General features: G+C 46.7%; 18 protein-coding genes and 1 other RNA gene. 4 read left to right on the top strand and 15 right to left on the bottom strand.

The features are described from left to right. Positions 1–39: 39 nt before the first annotated feature. From murC to rsmI, 13 genes are all read right to left on the bottom strand, one after another. Positions 40–1,503 (bottom strand): UDP-N-acetylmuramate--L-alanine ligase, encoded by a 1,464-nt coding sequence (gene murC, locus ACK8OT_RS07850; RefSeq protein ID WP_410195947.1) that lies wholly within the window; start codon positions 1,501–1,503, stop codon positions 40–42. Continuing rightward, positions 1,500–2,600, bottom strand: coding sequence for an undecaprenyldiphospho-muramoylpentapeptide beta-N-acetylglucosaminyltransferase (gene murG, locus ACK8OT_RS07845; RefSeq protein WP_410195946.1), 1,101 nt, complete (start codon positions 2,598–2,600; stop codon positions 1,500–1,502). Before murG ends, murC begins: the two co-directional genes overlap by 4 nt. Further along, positions 2,590–3,762: a cell division protein FtsW gene (gene ftsW, locus ACK8OT_RS07840; protein WP_410195945.1), complete on the bottom strand. Its 1,173-nt coding sequence runs from the start codon at positions 3,760–3,762 to the stop codon at positions 2,590–2,592. Before ftsW ends, murG begins: the two co-directional genes overlap by 11 nt. Beyond that, positions 3,753–5,075, bottom strand: coding sequence for a UDP-N-acetylmuramoyl-L-alanine--D-glutamate ligase (gene murD / locus ACK8OT_RS07835; protein WP_410195944.1), 1,323 nt, complete (start codon positions 5,073–5,075; stop codon positions 3,753–3,755). Before murD ends, ftsW begins: the two co-directional genes overlap by 10 nt. Positions 5,076–5,095: 20 nt before the next feature. Further along, positions 5,096–6,178 carry a phospho-N-acetylmuramoyl-pentapeptide-transferase gene (gene mraY / locus ACK8OT_RS07830; RefSeq protein WP_410195943.1) on the bottom strand — a complete coding sequence of 361 codons (1,083 nt, stop codon included), beginning with the start codon at positions 6,176–6,178 and terminating at the stop codon, positions 5,096–5,098. Continuing rightward, positions 6,172–7,560, bottom strand: coding sequence for a UDP-N-acetylmuramoyl-tripeptide--D-alanyl-D-alanine ligase (locus ACK8OT_RS07825; RefSeq protein WP_410195942.1), 1,389 nt, complete (start codon positions 7,558–7,560; stop codon positions 6,172–6,174). Before ACK8OT_RS07825 ends, mraY begins: the two co-directional genes overlap by 7 nt. 93 nt (positions 7,561–7,653) lie before the next feature. Next, positions 7,654–9,126: a UDP-N-acetylmuramoyl-L-alanyl-D-glutamate--2,6-diaminopimelate ligase gene (gene murE, locus ACK8OT_RS07820; protein WP_410195941.1), complete on the bottom strand. Its 1,473-nt coding sequence runs from the start codon at positions 9,124–9,126 to the stop codon at positions 7,654–7,656. After that, positions 9,126–10,868: a penicillin-binding transpeptidase domain-containing protein gene (locus tag ACK8OT_RS07815; RefSeq protein WP_410195940.1), complete on the bottom strand. Its 1,743-nt coding sequence runs from the start codon at positions 10,866–10,868 to the stop codon at positions 9,126–9,128. The genes murE and ACK8OT_RS07815 overlap by 1 nt, the downstream gene beginning before the upstream one ends. Beyond that, positions 10,865–11,176, bottom strand: a complete 312-nt coding sequence (gene ftsL, locus ACK8OT_RS07810) for a cell division protein FtsL (RefSeq protein ID WP_410195939.1) — start codon at positions 11,174–11,176, stop codon at positions 10,865–10,867. Before ftsL ends, ACK8OT_RS07815 begins: the two co-directional genes overlap by 4 nt. After that, complete coding sequence (rsmH, locus tag ACK8OT_RS07805) at positions 11,173–12,117, bottom strand: 16S rRNA (cytosine(1402)-N(4))-methyltransferase RsmH (RefSeq protein WP_410195938.1); 945 nt, start codon at positions 12,115–12,117, stop codon at positions 11,173–11,175. The genes ftsL and rsmH overlap by 4 nt, the downstream gene beginning before the upstream one ends. Continuing rightward, positions 12,117–12,575, bottom strand: a complete 459-nt coding sequence (gene mraZ, locus ACK8OT_RS07800) for a division/cell wall cluster transcriptional repressor MraZ (RefSeq protein WP_410195937.1) — start codon at positions 12,573–12,575, stop codon at positions 12,117–12,119. The genes rsmH and mraZ overlap by 1 nt, the downstream gene beginning before the upstream one ends. A gap of 319 nt (positions 12,576–12,894) precedes the next feature. Next, positions 12,895–13,251, bottom strand: an RNA gene (gene rnpB, locus ACK8OT_RS07795) — RNase P RNA component class A. Positions 13,252–13,300: 49 nt separating this feature from the next. Continuing rightward, the gene (gene rsmI, locus ACK8OT_RS07790; protein ID WP_410195936.1) at positions 13,301–14,140 is read right to left on the bottom strand and encodes a 16S rRNA (cytidine(1402)-2'-O)-methyltransferase; all 840 of its coding nucleotides are present in this window, start codon (positions 14,138–14,140) and stop codon (positions 13,301–13,303) included. 244 nt (positions 14,141–14,384) lie between these two features. Here rsmI and ACK8OT_RS07785 point away from each other — a divergent pair, with 244 nt between their 5' ends. The 4 genes from ACK8OT_RS07785 to dolP are packed head-to-tail and all read left to right on the top strand — an operon-like array spanning position 14,385 to position 17,873. Then, positions 14,385–16,355 carry a penicillin-binding protein activator gene (locus ACK8OT_RS07785; RefSeq protein WP_410195935.1) on the top strand — a complete coding sequence of 657 codons (1,971 nt, stop codon included), beginning with the start codon at positions 14,385–14,387 and terminating at the stop codon, positions 16,353–16,355. Further along, positions 16,339–16,692 (top strand): YraN family protein, encoded by a 354-nt coding sequence (locus ACK8OT_RS07780; RefSeq protein WP_410195934.1) that lies wholly within the window; start codon positions 16,339–16,341, stop codon positions 16,690–16,692. Before ACK8OT_RS07785 ends, ACK8OT_RS07780 begins: the two co-directional genes overlap by 17 nt. A gap of 6 nt (positions 16,693–16,698) precedes the next feature. Then, positions 16,699–17,286, top strand: a complete 588-nt coding sequence (locus ACK8OT_RS07775) for an SIS domain-containing protein (protein WP_410195933.1) — start codon at positions 16,699–16,701, stop codon at positions 17,284–17,286. Positions 17,287–17,294: 8 nt separating this feature from the next. Continuing rightward, positions 17,295–17,873 carry a division/outer membrane stress-associated lipid-binding lipoprotein gene (gene dolP, locus ACK8OT_RS07770; RefSeq protein ID WP_410195932.1) on the top strand — a complete coding sequence of 193 codons (579 nt, stop codon included), beginning with the start codon at positions 17,295–17,297 and terminating at the stop codon, positions 17,871–17,873. A gap of 56 nt (positions 17,874–17,929) precedes the next feature. Here the strand turns inward: dolP and ACK8OT_RS07765 are convergent, their stop codons facing one another. Beyond that, positions 17,930–18,334, bottom strand: coding sequence for a ClpXP protease specificity-enhancing factor (locus ACK8OT_RS07765; protein ID WP_410195931.1), 405 nt, complete (start codon positions 18,332–18,334; stop codon positions 17,930–17,932). An 11-nt stretch (positions 18,335–18,345) separates the two neighbouring features. After that, complete coding sequence (gene sspA / locus ACK8OT_RS07760; RefSeq protein WP_410195930.1) at positions 18,346–18,981, bottom strand: stringent starvation protein SspA; 636 nt, start codon at positions 18,979–18,981, stop codon at positions 18,346–18,348. Between the last annotated feature and the right edge of the window lie 44 nt (positions 18,982–19,025).

The following is a 19,025-nucleotide window of genomic DNA, read 5'->3' as shown; positions in this document are numbered from 1 at the left end:
AATAAATCATCCAAAACTCAATAAAAATTCAGTCTTTTTTTAAACTTGGGCTGCGGCTTGCTTCATTGCGGCCACATTTAGCTCAAATTTGGCCAGATCTTTAACCGCCGCGCCGATATTGCCCGCACCTTGAGTCAGTACTAAATCACCATCTTGTAAAATATCTGCTAATACACTTGGCAATTCCGCAACGGTTGCAACATGAATCGGCTCTTTATCACTACGTTGACGGATAGTACGACATAATGCCCGACTGTCAGCGCCTGGAATAGGTTGCTCACCCGCAGCATACACATCTAGTAGAATCAATTGGTCAACTTGCGACAACACAGTCGCAAAGTCTTCATATAAATCACGCGTTCGGGTAAAACGGTGTGGCTGATAAGCCATTACTAAACGACGCTCTGGCCAGCCTGCTTTAGCGGCTTTAATCGTGGCCAACACCTCACTTGGATGATGTCCATAGTCATCCACCAACATAGCTTTACCACGACCCGTATCAAATTCTCCATAATGCTCAAAGCGTCGACCTATGCCAGCAAACTTCTCAAGCGCTGTAACAATAGCTTGATCTTCGATATTGTCTTCACTGGCGACGGCAATCGCCGCTGCTGCATTTAACGCATTGTGACGACCGGGTAAGTTCAAATGAATGGCAAGTGGCGCCTTGTCCTTGCGGTGCACATTAAAGTGGCAAGCGCTGGCTGTTTGTACGAAATCAGAAACGCGCACATCAGCGTGGTCGGAAAAGCCATAGGTGACATATTGACGTCCGACTCTTGGCAATAATGATTCAACCACCGCATCATCAATACACAATACGGCCACCCCGTAAAATGGCAAATTATGCAAAAATTCAACAAAAGTATTCTTTAAAACTTCAAAATCACCTTGATACGTGTCCATGTGGTCGGCTTCAATGTTGGTGACCACAGACACCATAGGCTGCAGATGTAAAAACGACGCATCACTTTCATCTGCTTCGGCAATCAAATAACGGCTAGCTCCCAGTTTGGCATTGGTGCCCGCACTGTTTAACAAACCACCGATAACAAAAGTTGGATCGCGCTCGGCTTCACCATAAATGCTTGCAATCAAACTCGTGGTGGTGGTTTTTCCGTGGGTGCCGGCAATCGCAACACCGTGACGATAGCGCATTAACTCAGCCAACATTTCTGCACGTCTTACAATCGGAATACGTAACTCGGTTGCCGCGATAATTTCTGGGTTTTCTTTATTAATGGCGGTTGATACCACCACCACAGATGCGCCGGTAATATTTTGTGCATCATGACCGATAGTAATGGTTGCGCCAAGGTTACGCAGACGCTGCACCACTTGGTTTTCACCTATGTCAGAGCCGGTAATATGATAACCCTCGTGGAGCAAGACCTCAGCAATACCGCCCATGCCTGCCCCGCCGATGCCAACAAAGTGAATTTGTTTTACGCGGCGCATTTCAGGGATCATGGCTCTTAATTTATCTAGCTCAACTTTGCTCATTTACGACTCTCTGTTAATTCATTACATATAGCTGCAACCCGCTGCGTAGCATCTGTGATGCCTAATTGACGAGCCTTGGTAGCCATTGCGACCACGGCTTGGGGCTGCTGCATAAATTGGTTTAATTGCTCGGCTAAGGCAGCTGGCGTTAATGCCGATTGCGGCATCAGAATACCGGCTTGCTCTGCTGCCAAGCTCAATGCATTTTTCGTTTGATGGTCATCAACCGCATGGGGTAATGGCACAAATATCGCCGCAACACCCGCTACCGCGAGCTCAGACACGGTTAACGCGCCAGCGCGACACACCACCACATCGGCCCATTGATAAGCCTCGGCCATATCATCAATAAAATCGGTGGCCGTTACCTGAGATAAATCCACGCCCTGCTGCTGATAAGCTTGGCTTACCGCAGAGCTATTGCCTTTACCCGTTTGATGACGAACCCGCACGCTATTGTTACTTAACTGGGCGATGGCTTGAGGCACTGTCTCATTGAGTACCTTGGCCCCTAAGCTGCCCCCTACCACGAGTACCTTTAACGGCTCCTTGGGTGCAACAATTGGCTCAGACGCAAGTGCCACCACTTCGGCGCGCACTGGATTGCCGACTAATTCTGCACCAGCAAAGGTATCCGGAAACGCCATCAAGACGCGCGTGGCAAACTTGGCCAAAATTCGATTGGTCATGCCCGCTGCCGCATTTTGCTCGTGCAACACCAAGGGAATACCTTGTAGCCAACTGGCAATGCCACCCGGTCCACTGGCAAAACCGCCCATCCCCAAAACCACATCGGGTTGATGTTGGCGCAATACCTTACGCGCCTGCAAGATAGATTTGACGATACGAAATGGCGCCAGTAATAAGCGCTTCAAACCATTCCCACGCACGCCAGCAATATCTATAAAATCAATGGAAAAGCCGTGTTTAGGCACCAACTGGGCTTCCATTCTATCCGCCGTGCCCAGCCAGCGGATCTGCCAACCTTGCTCAGCTAAGGCCTTAGCAACGGCAATCCCCGGAAACACATGGCCACCTGTGCCTCCCGCCATCACTAATAAAGTTTTTTGTTGTTTAACTGCGGCTTCAGCTGTCATGCTTTACCTCCAATGCTTGGCAGGTATCACGACGGAATTCGTAATCAATGCGCACTAATATTCCTACCGCTAAAGCCATCATTAACAAACTTGAGCCACCATAACTCACTAATGGTAAGGTCAAGCCCTTAGTGGGCAAAATACCCGCCGCAGCGCCTATGTTGACCGCGGTTTGAAAGCTAAACCAGATCCCAATTGCCATCGCCAAATAACCGCTATAAAGCTGGTCGTGTTGCAGCGCTTTTTTACCGATTAATAGCGCCTTCATCGCTAACCACAGCAGTAAACCCAACACTACCATAACACCAAAAAAGCCGGTTTCTTCCGCTAAAATGGCAAATACAAAGTCGGTGTGAGCCTCAGGTAAGTACTCCAGCTTTTGCACCGAGTTACCTAGGCCTTGACCAAACCAGCCACCACGACCAAATGCCATCAAGGATTGCGTTAACTGGTAACCGCTACCGAAGGGATCTTGCCAAGGGTCTAAAAATGAAGTGACTCGGCGCATTCGATAAGGTTCAACCACGATCAATAAAATAACCGCCGATACCCCAGTGATCAAAATAGCAATAAATTGCCCTAACTTAGCTCCGGCTAAAAAGAGTAAGCCAACCGTGGTCACCATCATCACCACCACAGAGCCTAAATCCGGCTGCGCTAGCAATAAGGTGGCTAACACAAACAACACAATCAGAGGTTTAAAAAAGCCTTTTAAGGTTTCTTGAACTTCTTGCTGACGCCTAACCAAATAGCTAGCAAGATAAGCAAACAGGGCAAACTTAGCAAACTCAGCAGGTTGAATGTTTATTGGGCCAACGCCTATCCAGCGCACCGCACCATTCACACTGCGGCCAACAATAAGCACCGCAATCAACATCACGATAGCCAGCAATAAAAATCGCCCACTGTTTTCTTGCCAAAAACTGATCGGCAGCATCAATACGACTGAGCCGATGATCAGAGCGGCAACCACAAATACCCCATGGCGCTTAACAAACATCATGGGATCATTTTGCAATGCGATACCTTCAGGAATCGACGCCGATGCCACCATAATTAAACCGATTACCACCAGACTCAACGCCAATATCACCAATTGACGGTCATAAAAGCTTTGCGTGGCAGCTGGAAATAGCCAGCTTTTTAATCGGCTCAATGGCATGGCATTGCCTCCACTAACTGGCGGAAATGATCGCCGCGAGCCATATAGTTAGGGTACATATCTAAACTGGCACAAGCCGGAGACAGCAGCACCCAATCACCCGCTTGAGCAAGATTCGCGCAATGGGCAACGGCGGCGTCTAAGTTATCGACAATGACACATTTATCATGCAAACGGGCAATTTCTGCCTTGTCTTGGCCAAAACACACCACACTGGCAATCCGCTCAGCGAAAGCCGGAGCAAGAGGGCTAAAATCACCTCCTTTACCATCACCACCAGCAATCAAATGCAACTGACCTTGGATAACCGGAGCCAAACCATCAATGGCGGCAAGGGTAGCGCCAACATTGGTTGCCTTAGAATCATTGATCCAACGCACACCGTTCACTTGTTTTATAAATTCACAGCGATGAGCTAGCCCTTGGTACTGTTTAGCCGCATTGATTGCCGCCTCACGTTCAATTCCGGCAAGATCAGCAATGGCTAATGCAGCTAGCACATTGGCTAGATTGTGTAGTCCAGAAAGACGCAACTCATCACTGCAAAGCAATGTTTGCTCGCCCTGAGTTAACTCGTAGCCAACCGAGCTGGGTTTTAAGCCATAGTCATCTTCTGCATCGGTACCAAAAGAAACAATGTTGGCCGATGTCGTTTCAGGGAAAGTCAGCGGATCATCTCGGTTCACTAACACATGAGTGGCGTTGTGATAAATACTCATCTTAGCTTGGCGATAAGCTGCAAACGAGTCATAACGATCCATATGATCTTCAGAAACATTGAGCACTGTGGCCACATAAGGCTTAAGGCTATGGGTAGTTTCTAGTTGAAAACTAGACAGCTCAAGCACATAAAGATCGCAGTCTTGCTCAAGTAACGACAGTGCAGGCACGCCGATATTGCCGCCAACACCCACTTTAATGCCGGCTTGCTGCGCCATCTCACCCACTAAACTGGTTACTGTGCTTTTTCCATTCGAGCCAGTGATAGCGATAACGGGCTTTTGCACCGCGCGCGCAAACAACTCAATATCGCCGATGATCTCAACGCCATTGGCAGCAGCTTGCGCTAATGCTGGCGACGCCAATGCAATACCTGGGCTGGCAATGATCAAATCGGCTTGATTAAGCAAAGTTTGCGGAATTTCGCCGGCATAAAGCGGTACATGCTCAGGTAACTTATCTTTTCCTGGTGGCTCGGCACGCGTATCCACAACCGCCGGAATAACGCCTAATTGCAAGCAATAGTCAACGCAAGACAGGCCGGTCATTCCCAGCCCTAAAATTACAATTTTTTGCTTGTTATGCAATGACATAAATCTTTGCCTACTCCAAATTAACGCAACTTAAGCGTAACCAGTCCGACTAAAACCAACACCAAAGTAATGATCCAAAACCGCACGATAACCCGCGGCTCAGGCCAACCTTTTAACTCATAATGATGGTGGATCGGGGCCATGCGAAAAATACGCTGACGACGTAACTTGTACGAGCCCACTTGTAAAATCACCGACAAGGTTTCCATCACGAAGACCCCGCCCATTATCACCAGAAGAATTTCTTGGCGAACCAATACCGCAATGGTTCCTAATAAAGCACCCAACGAGAGCGAGCCCACATCGCCCATAAACACTTGGGCTGGATAGGTGTTAAACCACAAGAAGCCAAGTCCTGCACCCACGATCGCCATACAAACCACCAACACCTCACTGGCTTGTGGGATGTAAGGAATAAACAAATAAGATGAGAAATTCACGTTACCCGTTAGATAGGCAATGATACCAAACGCCGCGGCGACCATGACCGTTGGCATAATGGCGAGGCCATCAAGGCCATCGGTGAGGTTAACAGCATTACTGCTGCCCACGATAACGAAATAAGTCCAGATAATAAAAAACAGGCCAAGTTGCGGCATCACATCTTTAAAGAAAGGCACCACCAATTGTGTTTGCCCTTCCGTGTTAGCGGTAAAATACAAAAATGCCGCCACTGAAATCGCCGCAGCAGAGAGCCAAAAGTATTTCCAGCGGGCAATCAAGCCATCGGTGTTTTTACGGATCACCTTGCGGTAATCATCCACAAAACCAATAGCCGCAAAGCTAAATAACACAAAGAGTAACACCCAAATGTAGCTGTTATCTAAGCGTGCCCAAAGCAAGGTTGAAATAGCAATGGCAGCAACGATTAATACTCCGCCCATTGTAGGCGTGCCGCGTTTACTAAAGTGAGATTCTGGACCATCGTGGCGCACTACCTGACCAATTTGCAGCAGCTGTAACCGGCGGATCAACTTAGGTCCCATCCATAAGGCAACCACTAATGCGGTTAAAATACTCATGACAGCACGAAACGTCAGGTATGACACCACGTTGAAAAAAGAAAAATGAGCCGTTAATAGCTCAGCCAGCCACACTAACATGCTTGTGCCTTTTGATTTTGATTGATAAATGCAACAACTTCTTCCATATGGGCACTGCGTGAGCCTTTCACTAAAATGCTAATGGGTTGCTCTTGGTTTGATAATTGTTCTGTTAACCAGGCATACAAAGGTGCCTTGTCAGAAAAATAATGGCCGACACTAGCGGCTCCTTCGGCAGTATGCAAGCTCAAAACGCCCACGGCAGCCACGGCATCCACTTGTTTGGCTAGCGCATACTCGCCTAATTCTTGATGATATTCACGTGCTTGGTCACCTAACTCGCCCATATCACCCACCACAAAAATGTGCTTACCCGGATACAGCGTAAGTAAATCAATCGCCGCCTGAGCCGACGCTAAATTGGCATTATAGGTGTCGTCAATCAAGGTTAAACCTGGACGCACTTGATGCACATTTAGACGACCTTTGGCCGCTTGCATGTGGGTAAAACCGTTGGCAATAGTCGCTAAGCTAACACCTATCTCTAAACATAAACTGGCTGCCGCTAAGGCATTTGATACATTATGCAATCCCGGTACGGGCAGGCTAATAGCTTGCTGACCTTGAGGAGCGTGCAAAATAAAGGAAGCTAGACCTTGCTCATTAAGCGCGACGTCGGTTGCAAATACATGAGCATCTTGGTTTTGGCGGGAGAACCACTTTAAGGGCTTCTCTTTTACTCTTTGTTGCCAATAGCTTAAGAAATCGCTGTCGCCGTTAACAATCGCCACACCGTGCTCTTTTAAGCCTGAGAAAATTTCACTTTTGGCTTGCGCGACACCTTGAATAGAACCAAAACCTTCGATGTGTGCCGGCATGACGTTATTTATCAGCGCAACATCTGGACGAGTTAATGAGCTGGTATAGGCAATTTCACCCTTGTGATTAGCACCCAATTCAATCACTGCAAATTGATGTTCATAAGTGAGGCGTAATAAGGTTAAGGGCACGCCAATTTCATTGTTAAAATTACCCGCGGTAGCCAGCACCTTACCTTCAAGACCCAAAATGGCCGCCACCATTTCTTTGGTGGTGGTTTTGCCGTTACTGCCGGTGATGGCCACGGTTTTAGGATTAACCTTGGCCTTAACATACGCGCCCAGCGCTCCTAATGCATGCTGACTATCGGCGACCACAATTTGTGAGACATCCACATCCAGCAAACGCTCGACAATCACAGCTGCTGCACCCAATTGCGCCGCCTGAGCAACAAATTCATGACCATCAAACGAGGCGCCCACTAAGGCAATAAATAAGTCCCCCGCCGCGATTTGTCTCGTGTCAGTAGTGACACTGGTTATTTCTAAATCAGCGTCATTCATTGGACCACTGATTTGGCCCTCAACCGCTGCTGCTATCTCTTTAAGAGTTAAACGGATCATGCGTTACCCACCGACGAAGCCATAGACAAAGTCATAAACCTATTAATGACCATTAAGTTAAAATCAGGATGTAATTGCTCAATCAACATGGCCTTACTCCTGCAACAAAGATTCGACCGTATCACGGTCGCTGTAATATAACGTTTGCTTACCAATAATTTGATATGTTTCATGGCCTTTACCCGCCACTAAAATCACATCGGATGGCGCAGCATTTGCCAGCGCATAAGCAATAGCAGTGGCTCTGTCATGAATGACTTTGACTTGCTCTGGACTGGTAAATCCAGCCATGATGTCGGCCACAATATCAGCAGCAGGCTCAGTACGAGGGTTATCATCCACGACAATGACTTGATCGCCATATTGCTGTGCGGCTTGCGCCATTAATGGGCGCTTACCTTTATCGCGATCGCCACCACAACCAAATAGCACCCACAATTTGGCATCACAATGTAGCGCCAGCCCTTGTAAAGCTTGAGCGAGTGCATCTGGAGTATGAGCGTAATCAATGACCACCGTAGGCTTATTGTCGGCAATAAAGCGAGCCATGCGCCCATCAACTGGCGATAGCTTAGGCGCAGTTTGGATCAAATCTTGAAGTTCAATCCCTTGGCAAAGGAGTGCGGTTAAAACGCAAGCCAAATTAAACACGTTAAACTGAGCATACAAGGGCGCTTGAATTTGTCCCTCACCCCAACTAGACACAAAATCGAACTGCAGGCCATGAGTTAAATATTGCACCGAGGTGACCTGTAAAAATTTACCTTGATGCGAGGCGGGTAGCCCAAACCCAACGCTGATTGCGTCCGGCATCTCACTTAACCACGCTAAGCCAACCTCGTCATCGCAGTTAATAATTTTATGCTGCAAGGAACTAAACTCAAATAAGCGTCGCTTAGCCGCGCCATAAGCAGCCATAGAGCCATGGTAATCTAGGTGATCTCGGGTTAGGTTAGTAAAAATCGCGGTATTAAAAGGCAGCGCCGCAACGCGATGCTGATCTAGACCATGGGATGACACTTCCATTGCCACACATGATGCACCTTGTTGTTGCATCTTGGCCAACTCATGCTGAATTTCGATAGGGCTTCCTGTGGTATTTAGGCCTGCCACTAGCTGGCCATATAAACCATTGCCTATGGTGCCTAGCACACCTGCTCGTTGACCCAATAAGGTCAACCAGTTAGCCATTAAACAACAAATCGTACTTTTACCATTGGTTCCGGTCACCCCAACCAAGGTCATCTTGTCGCCAGGGTGTTGATAAAAATGCCCCGCCAAGGCTGAAACCTGCTGCGACAGCTGATAAATCGAGATAATAGCCTGTCCCTTAGGCCCTAGTTGATATTGGCGATCTTGCTCTGGTTGCTCGGTTTCAACTAAAGCCGCCACTGCGCCATTGGCTAGTGCCTGAGGAACAAACGCCGCGGCATCTTGCTGCGAGCCTTTAATGGCAACAAACACATCACCGAGTTTAACCTTGCGACTATCAAGGCATAAACCGGTCAAACTAATTTGGCCTAGTTCAGGGGCGAGCGAATCTAAAATGTCAGATAATTGCATCATTATTGCTCCTGAATTGAATCGTCATGAGCCGGACGCTGACGACTTAAGCGCACCGCTTTATCGTCGGGAGGCACATTTAGTAACTGCAACGCGCCGCCCATTACATCCGCAAACACGGGAGCTGCCACATCACCGCCGTAATAACGATCCCCTTTGGGCTCGTTGACGATAACCGCTATGGCTAGACGTGGATTAGAAACGGGCGCTACACCCGCAAATACAGCCACATAATCGTCGCCATAACCGCCTGCTACGGCTTTACGAGAGGTACCGGTTTTACCTGCTACGCGATAACCTTCTACTTGAGCTTGCGTACCTGTGCCGCCTTTTTGGGTCACACTTTCCAACATACTCACAACGCGCAGCGCGGTTTCTTTTGGCAAAACTTGTTCACCTTGGGGGGCTTGGTCGCGCTTGATCATCGACAAAGGATAACTCACGCCGCCACTGCCGAGAATCGCATAAGCTTGCGCTAACTGTAAGGTGTTAGCGGTAATGGCGTAACCAAACGACATGGTGGCTAATTCAAAATCTGACCAGCGACGGCGATTTGGTAACAGTCCCGAGGTTTCACCTATTAGCTCGATCCCTGTATCTGAGCCAAGACCCACATCGGCAAAGGTCTGCTGCAAGCGCGGCGCCGTTAGCTCAAGGGCTAATTTACTCACCCCGATATTGCTCGATTTTTGTAAAACAGTGGTTAAATCCATCTTACCGTAATTGCGATGATCGGCTACACGACGACCACCTATTCGCATCCAACCCGGCGAGGTATCTATTATCTCATCAACCTCAACAACATCATTAATCAATGCGCTAGCAACAACAAAAGGCTTCACGGTTGAGCCTGGCTCAAAAGTATCGGTAATGGCTCGATTACGGACTCGAAAACTCTGATATTGACCGCGGTTATTGGGATTAAACGACGGCGAGTTCACCATAGCCAGCACTTCACCATTGGTGACATCGATCACCACGGCAGAGCCAGACGTGGCGCGGTTTAACTTAACGTATTTTTTCAATGCGCGATAAGCAATGGATTGGATCCGTTGATCGATGCTTAAAGTAATGTCTTTGGCTTGCTGCGCTTCTTTAACCACAGCGATGTCCTCAATGACGCGACCATGACGATCTTTACGCACCTTACGCTGGCCAGGAATACCGGTTAGCCAGTCGTCGTATGCTTTTTCAATGCCTTCTTGGCCCTTATCATCGATATTGGTGAAGCCAATAATTTGCGAGCTGATTTCACCTGTTGGATAAAAACGGCGTGATTCTGGTTTGAGGTAAACCCCCGGTAAGGCCAGTTGATTAACGTACTGCGCCATTGCCGGACTCACTTGACGCTTAAGGTAAATAAAGCGTTTCTTCGGGTTCTTCACCTTCTCCATCAGCTTGTCGGTTTCTACCGACAAGACATCCGATAAAGCATGCCAAGCCTTAGTATTACTTAAACTGCCTTTCTCGTGGATCACCTTAGGATCGGCCCATACCGCTTGTACCGGTACACTAATGGCTAATGGCTCGCCATTGCGATCACTGATAATACCGCGCTGAACTTGGGTTGAAGTCGTGCGTAAACTGCGTAAATCACCTTCTTTCTGCAATCTATCTGGTTCAATAATTTGAATATAGGCAGCCCGAGCTAGCAACGAAACAAACACCAACACAATCACCACCGACACTGTCATAAAGCGCCAGTTAATGAAGTTAGGTTTTGCTTTCGGATTACGCTTTATCATGGTAATTCAACCACCTGCTCAGATTCTCCTATCGCCCTATGCATGTTTAATTGCTCATTGGCAATACGCCGAATACGGCTATGTTCAACTAAGGCGTTTTGCTCTAGCAATAAATTGCGCCACTCAATATCTAGGTTGTCTTTTTCCGCTCGAAGCGTTTCACGTTTGGCCGTCATTAACCGCGTTTCGTGGGTCGCTAATATAACGGCAAAAGCGCTAGCCGCAACAGCTAGCGCTAATAACAAGGTAAACTTGTATTTAAGCAAGTCTTTAACAACAATTTGTAACAAACTGGGTTTAAAAATCATGCTAATCTTTTTGCGACTCTTAATACCGAGCTTCTCGCTCTTGGATTTTGCTCAATCTCTTCCTTGCTGGGTTTAATTGCCTTACCCACAGATTTTAAGGTGCGCCCCTGATTTAATTGCTCTTCGGTTAATGGCAGCCCCGCTGGCACTTCCGGCCCTTTTTCTTGATTGCGAATAAAGCGTTTAACCATGCGATCTTCTAATGAATGAAAGCTGATCACCGATAGCTGCCCGTCGGGCTTAAGCACATCAAGGGAGCCCATTAATGCTCGATCGATTTCTTCCAGCTCACTGTTGATATAAATGCGAATCGCCTGAAAGGTGCGAGTGGCAGGATGCTTGTTTTTTTCTTTACTGGGATTAACCCGAGCAATCATCTCTGCTAATGGTTTAGTGCGAGTGTAAGGTTCACGCTCTACTCTATCCATCACGATAGCGCGGGCGATTTTGCGGGCATGGCGCTCCTCACCAAAGGTTTTAAGCACCCAAGCGATATCATCAACATCGGCTTTGGCCAGCCAATCCGCCGCGCTAATTCCTGAAGTAGGATCCATTCGCATATCAAGCGGTCCATCACGCAAAAAACTAAAACCGCGCTCGGCATCGTCAAGCTGAGGCGAGGAAACGCCTAAGTCCATTAAAACGCCATCCACTTTTCCGGTTAACCCTAGCTCTTCTATATATTGCGCCAAGCCAGAAAACGGACCATGAACAATTTGAAAACGGGGATCTTGCTGGGCAAGTGCATTACCTACCGCAATGGCTTGGGGATCGCGATCAATGGCGATGAGGCGTCCGCCTTCACCAAGTTGAGACAAGATATGGCGTGAATGACCGCCGCGACCAAAGGTGCAATCGACATAGATGCCATCGGGTTTGATATTTAACCCAGCAACGGCCTCATTAAGCAATACTGTGGTGTGGACAAATTCTGTTGTCATTAAAGAGAAAATTCCTGTAATCCTTCAGAAAGCGCTTCGCTATTGAGCCGCTGAGCCATCACATCTTGCTCAACTTGCTCTAGCCATTTCGCTTCATCCCAAAGTTCAAATTTATTGAGTTGGCCAACCAACATCATTTTTTTATCTAGCCCTGCGTATTGTCGTAACGGTGCTGTTAGCAAAATCCGACCCGCTTTATCTAGCTCACAGTCGGTGGCGTAACCGAGCAGCAGTCGCTGTAAGCGTCGCTCTTGGGGTTGCATGCTAGACAATTTGCTGAGCTTTTTTTCTATTTCCAACCACTCATGCAGTGGGTAAAGCAACAAACTTGGGCTGCAGATATCGACGGTACACACAAGTTGTCCCTGGCATTCATCAAACAGCCAGTCGCGGTATTTCGTTGGTATGGCAAAACGCCCTTTACTATCAAGGTTAATTCCTTGAGCACCGCGTAACACGTGATGGTGTCCTTACTCTAAGTCAAATTCCCACAAATCTACACTTTTTCCCACAAAAGCTAATTTTAAGGCGCTTTTCAACCAATGCAAGTAAGGATCTTGATTCCATGTCGCATTATTTTGTTTATTTTCTCAGCACAATATGGAAGCCTATGATTTAGATGTATTTAACAGGTAGGGAAGATGATTAATTTTTACAACATTTGATAAATATTAAAAATAATTCATCCTCAACAAAGACTTACATTCTCATAAAATGCTGAGAGACTGATTTTTATGGCAAAAAAAACCAGGTAGACAATTGTCTACCTGGTTAGATTTGGTGAGTTGGCCGATAAGCCGGGTTCTGTCGTGAACCGTCATTCGTCTAGGCCAGCAATCACTCACTGGCTCAAGCAACCTACCCGCTTCCGATATGGGCCATACCGTAAGGAAGCCTATTTGGTCTTGCTCCGGGTGGAGTTTACCCTGCTACACACTGTTACCAGCGGTACGGTGCGCTCTTACCGCACCCTTTCACCCTTACCGGCGCTATGCGCTTAGGCGGTCTTCTCTCTGCTGCACTTGTCGTAGGCTCGCGCCCCCCAGCCGTTAGCTGGCACCCTGCCCTGTGGAGCCCGGACTTTCCTCCCCTTATTCACCGAAATGAACAAGCGACGACGGTCTAGCCAACTCAGGGCGCGGATTATAACGATGCTAATACCAAATAGCAATTAAGGATAAGCCTACGATAAATTATCTAGCCCCCACTTATAGAGCGCATTCTTTTTCACTTGATGAATTTCTGCTGTCAGTGCGGCTGCTTTTTTTAATGGTAACTCTTTCGTTAATAAGGCTAATGTCTGAACAACGGGTTGAGTTAATGCGTTAGGATCGGGTTTAAAGCCGCCAATTAACAAAACAAATTCTCCGCGTAGTCGATTGTCATCAGCCATTAGCCAAGGCAACACCTCACCTGCGGGGCCGCCATGAATCGTTTCAAAGGTCTTAGTGAGCTCTCGTGCTAAGGTGATTTTTCGCTCAGGCCCCATGACAGCAATGATTTTTTCTACCGTATCCAGTACGCGGCGCGGCGATTCATAAAAAATCATGGTGCGTGTTTCTTCCGCCAGTGCGGTTAATGCATCGACCTTTGCTTTGTCTTTGGCTGGCAAAAAGCCTTCAAATGAAAAGCGATCCGATGGTAAGCCTGACGCACTTAACGCCGTGATCGCCGCGCAAGGGCCAGGAAGCGGTACTACATTGATACCGGCAGCACGACAATCATTTACCAAATGATAACCCGGATCACTGATAAGTGGTGTTCCAGCATCTGAGACGAGCGCAATGGATTGCCCTTGTTGCATTTTTGCAATCAAGGCCGCCGACTTTTGTTGCTCATTATGATCATGCAGTGCAAAGCAAGGTTTACTGATTTGATAATGATTCAATAGCTTGGCGGTATGGCGGGTATCTTCAGCAGCAATAAGATCAACCTGGTTTAACACTTCAAGGGCACGCTCTGTGATGTCTTTGATATTGCCAATCGGGGTAGGCACAATAAATAAGGTAGCGGTTTCTAACATTGTGTTATTCATCCTGTCTTGGCAACAAAGCCGAGTGATTGTTTTGTTTAGATTTTTGTCGCTGGCAATCAAATTTGCGAAGCAATATATCGTAATACTGAATAATTTCCCGCTGTTCGCGCCACAGTCATTGTTAAAAAAACATCAGGCGATTAAACTATGCACACATTTACAGTGGAAAAATGAACTAATGGTTTTGAACTCTTTTTTTAAGTCTTTTAGTGTAACACGCAGCAGCCTTTGTTTGGCGACCCTTCTCACATTAAGTGCCTGTACAACTACAGAGCAATCGAAGAGTGCGAGTGAATTAACGCCGCCAGCCGTGATGGCTCCTTTAACGGCCACTTCAGACTATTACTTAGAGCAAGCCACCAAAACTCAAGGTGCAAACAACATTAACTGGCAACTACTTGCGGCTCGTTCTTTTTTGGCTGGCGGTCATACCCAGCAAGCACTTGCGGTATTACAACAACTAGATAAATTGCCATTGTCACCGCAACAGCACACTGAAAAAAGTCTGATTCAAGCGCAAAGTTTTGCTATTGAAGGTAACTCTACTCGCGCGTTAGAGTTTTTACGCTTAGTTGATAGCCAGTATTTAACCGCTCAAGCGTGGCCGGGTTATTTAAAAACCAAAAGCCGTGCCGAGCTTAATCTTGGCCAAAATACCCCAGCCATGTTGAGTTTGATCCAACTTGGAGAATACCTAAGCTCAGCCGAAGAAATTCAAGGTAATAATGATGAAATTTGGCGATTGCTTACTATCCATAACCAAGACGAGCTGCAACAGCTTAGCCAAAATGCAGTTGATGCAAACACCAAGGCTTGGCTTGAGTTAGGCTTGATTTACAAGCAGTTTAGTATTCAACCCGACGTCCTAAAGCAACAAGTTGCGTTTTGGCAAAGTGAGTACGTGGCGCATCCCGCTGCGACATTCGCACCAACGGCTTTATTACAAGGCTTTAATGTACAGCCCATCACAACGGACAACATTGCGGTATTTTTACCTTTAACAGGTAAGTATCAAGTGCAAGGCCAAGCCATCCGAGATGGTATGTTAAAGGCTTACACCGACAGTAATTCAATCTCAGTCGTTAATTTTTACGACACCAATGCCAACGATTTAGAAACCTTATACCAAAATGCGATCAACCAAGGCAGTAACTTTATCGTAGGTCCATTACTGAAAAGCAATGTTGAGCGCCTTGTTGCCATCAACACTCAATTGCCTATGCTCGCTCTGAACCGTTTTGAAGGTATGCCACAAAATCCGCAGCAGTTCTTCTTCTCTTTGTCTCCAGAAGGTGAAGCCGAACAAACCGCGCAAAAAATGTTTAACGACGGCAGAACCTACCCGGTAGTGGTCGCAGCTAAGGGCAGCTTTGGTACCCGCATGGCGACGGCTTTTAGTGATAAATGGCAAGAGTTGACCGGTTATGAGCCAGAGATCCACTACTTTATCGATCGTAACCAACTACAATCTTTCGTGCCGAGTTTAATGCATGGAGAGCTGAGCCGCGACCGCGCTAACCGTATTCGCCAACAAGTGGCGTTTGATGCAGAAACTCAAACTCGTCATCGTCAAGATATCGATGCATTTTATGTTGTTGCACAGCCAATTGAATTACGCATGTTTAAGCCATTTCTTGATGTCACGGTTGACCCAAGATTACCGCCAATTCAAATTTACTCCGGTGCCAGAAGCCACCCAGCCAATATGAACCATTCGGAGAAGCAAGATTTAACAGGTGTGTTGTACAGCGACTTACCTATTATTCTTGAGCCAGACAACCCAGTGTTAACCGAAGCGCAAATGTTGTGGCCAGATCGTAGCCTCGACGATTTACGCTTCTATGCGCTGGGGATTGATGCATGGCAGCTGGTCGCTGAATTGCCAGCACTTCGCGCCGATCCTGACTATCAAGTACAAGGGCTTTCTGGGGCGTTAAAGTTAAATGGCGATGCCAATATTGATAATTACCTCGCGTGGGCCACTTATCAAAACGGCGAACGAGTACTCGTCTCTGAGCAAACGATTAGTCGAGATCAAAACAGTAATCAATACGGCACGGCTAAATCGGTTGATGATAATAGCCTAAACAATCTACTCGATGAGCAAAGTCGGATCAGCTTTGATGAAGAAATATTGGTTGAGCCTGAAACACAAATTGAAGGAAATAGCCAAGACACATTCGACAATGAGGCTGAATATTAAGCGTCAAATTGGCGATCATTATGAAGCACAAGCCAGCCAGTTTTTAACTGCGGCTGGCTTGAAGCCCATCACCCAAAATTATCAATGCCGCTTTGGCGAAATAGATCTGATAATGCAAGATGGCGACACTATTGTTTTTGTTGAGGTTCGCTATCGAAGTACCAGTGATTTTGGTGGTTCACTCGCATCGGTAACAACAAGCAAGCAAAAACGCATCATAAAAACAGCAAAACACTACCTTAGTCAAAAACCCTTTGAAGTCTATTGTCGTTTCGATATTATCGCCTTCGAATCAGCCGCTGAGCCAATTTGGCTGAAAAACGCATTCCAGGAGTAAGCTACAGTGCGCGATAAAATTAAAGAAAACTTTACCGAAAGCATTCAAACTAAAATTGCCGCCGCAGAAGCATTACCTGAATACATCGAAAAAGCCGCCTTGATGATGGTGCATAGCCTGTTAAGCGGTAATAAGATCATTGTCTGTGGTAATGGTGGCAATGCCGCACTTGCCCAGATTTTTGCTTCTCATCTACTGAACAAATTTGAGACCGAGCGACCAAGCCTACCAGCAATATCGATCACCCCTGATTCGACGCTGATCTCCGCTATCGCGACCGATACTCACTTTGATGAGATCTATGCTAAACAAGTGCGAGCCTTAGCCCAAGCCGGCGATATTTTGTTAGCCATCTCACATGGTGGTAACAGTCGAAATGTCATCAAAGCGGTTGAAGCAGCAGTTAGCCGCGATATGAAGATTGTCACCTTAACTGGAGGTGATGGCGGTGAAATGGCGGGGCTATTGAGTGAAACCGATGTTGAAATCCGTACCCCATCGCCAAAAGGTTGTCGCATTGAAGAAATGCACCTGTTTGTACTGAATTGTATTAGTGATTTAATTGACCAAACCTTGTTTTCAACCGGAAGTTGAGTATTACCATGAAAAAGTTATTACTAGCAGGCTTAATTAGCAGCCTAACCCTATTGCAAGGTTGTGCCGGTGTCATTGTCGCTGGCGCAGCGGGAACCGCTTCTGTGGCTGGCGATGGTCGCAGCGTTGCTGTACAGATGAATGACGAAAGTATTGAATCTAAAGCTTATAACGCAATCAAAGCCGATCTTCCTCTGTATCAATCCTCACGTATTGCCGTCATTGCTTATAACGGCAACGTACTCTTAGTGGGTCAAACCCCTAATAGCCAATATAAAAGCCAAGTTGAAAACATGGTGAAAAATATTGATGGGGTTAGACGCGTATTTAGTGAAATAAGATTAAGTAAGCCCATTAGCTTAAGTAAACAAAGCACTGACTCTTGGATCACCACTAAGGTTAAATCCCTGCTGTTAGACACGCCTGAAATCGCTTCACTGCGGATCAAAGTCGTGACTGAAGATGCTGAAGTTTTCTTAATCGGTCTCGTCACGGAGAAAGAATCCAACAAGGCCGTTGAAGTTGCACGCCATGTTAATGGCGTTAAACAAGTCATAAAAGTATTTGAGTATATTCCAGAGAAATAACTCTCTCGAGATATTGTTTAAATATAAAAAAACCGCTGCTAGCGGTTTTTTTTGGTTTATTTTACGACTCGTAAACCCGGTTTGCCTTTAACTGGCACTGTTGGCTCTGGCGGCTCAGGAGGTTGCTGCTGTGCTAGCTGCTCATCATAAGCAGGTTCTGCCGGAAACATGGTACCAGCACCATTTTCACGGGCATAAATCGCTTCTACAGCATATATCGGGATATAGACTTGAAATGGCGAACCAGAAAAGCGGGCATTAAAGCTAACCGCTTCATTATCCATATCAAACGCAGTAACCGCACTCGGCGCAATGTTAAGCACTATCTTACCGTCTTTAACAAATTGCTCGGGCACCACAACATGTGGCAATAACGCATCGACGACCAGATGAGGCGTACATTCGTTATCCAAGATCCAATCGTAAAATGCCCTTAGTAAATAAGGGCGATTTGGGGTCATTTCACTCATAACTAGATAAGAACGCGAATGTCACGTTCTGCTTCTGTTAGCGCAGCTTGGAACGACTCACGATCAAAAATACGGATCATATAGCCTTTCATGCCCTTCATAGCAGGACCATTTAGTTCAATACCTAATTCAGGTAAACGCCATAATAATGGAGCCATGTAACAATCAACTAAGGTGAACTCTTCGCTCATGAAATAATCCATTTCATCAAACACTGGAGCTACCGTAGTGAGTGACTCTTTCAGCTTAGCGCGAGCTGCTTGTGCTTGCTCAGGCGTTCCCGTCATGATGATATCTGCTAGGCTGTACCAATCATTTTTGATGCGGTGCATCATTAAACGACTGGTGCCGCGTGCAACAGGATAAACCGGCATAAGGGGAGGATGCGGGAAGCGCTCATCTAGGTATTCCATAATAATTTGCGATTCATATAACACAAGTTCACGATCGATTAGAGTAGGAACTGTGTGGTATGGATTTAGCTCCATCAATTCAGCAGGCAAATTGTCGGGATCAACCTGAGTGATTTCAACACTGACGCCTTTTTCAGCCAACACGATACGAACCTGATGGCTGTACAAATCAGATGAACCAGAAAATAAGGTCATCACAGAGCGTTTATTAGCAGCAACTGCCATTTAATCCTCCAACTCTCACAAACATAAAAAGGCAATGAGGCTAA

Source organism: Motilimonas thetidivivens (assembly GCF_046452435.1).
GTDB lineage: Bacteria > Pseudomonadota > Gammaproteobacteria > Enterobacterales > CBDFNC01 > Motilimonas.
The sequence above is the reverse complement of the archived record's forward strand: the minus strand, read 5'-3'. Positions and strand labels throughout refer to the sequence as shown.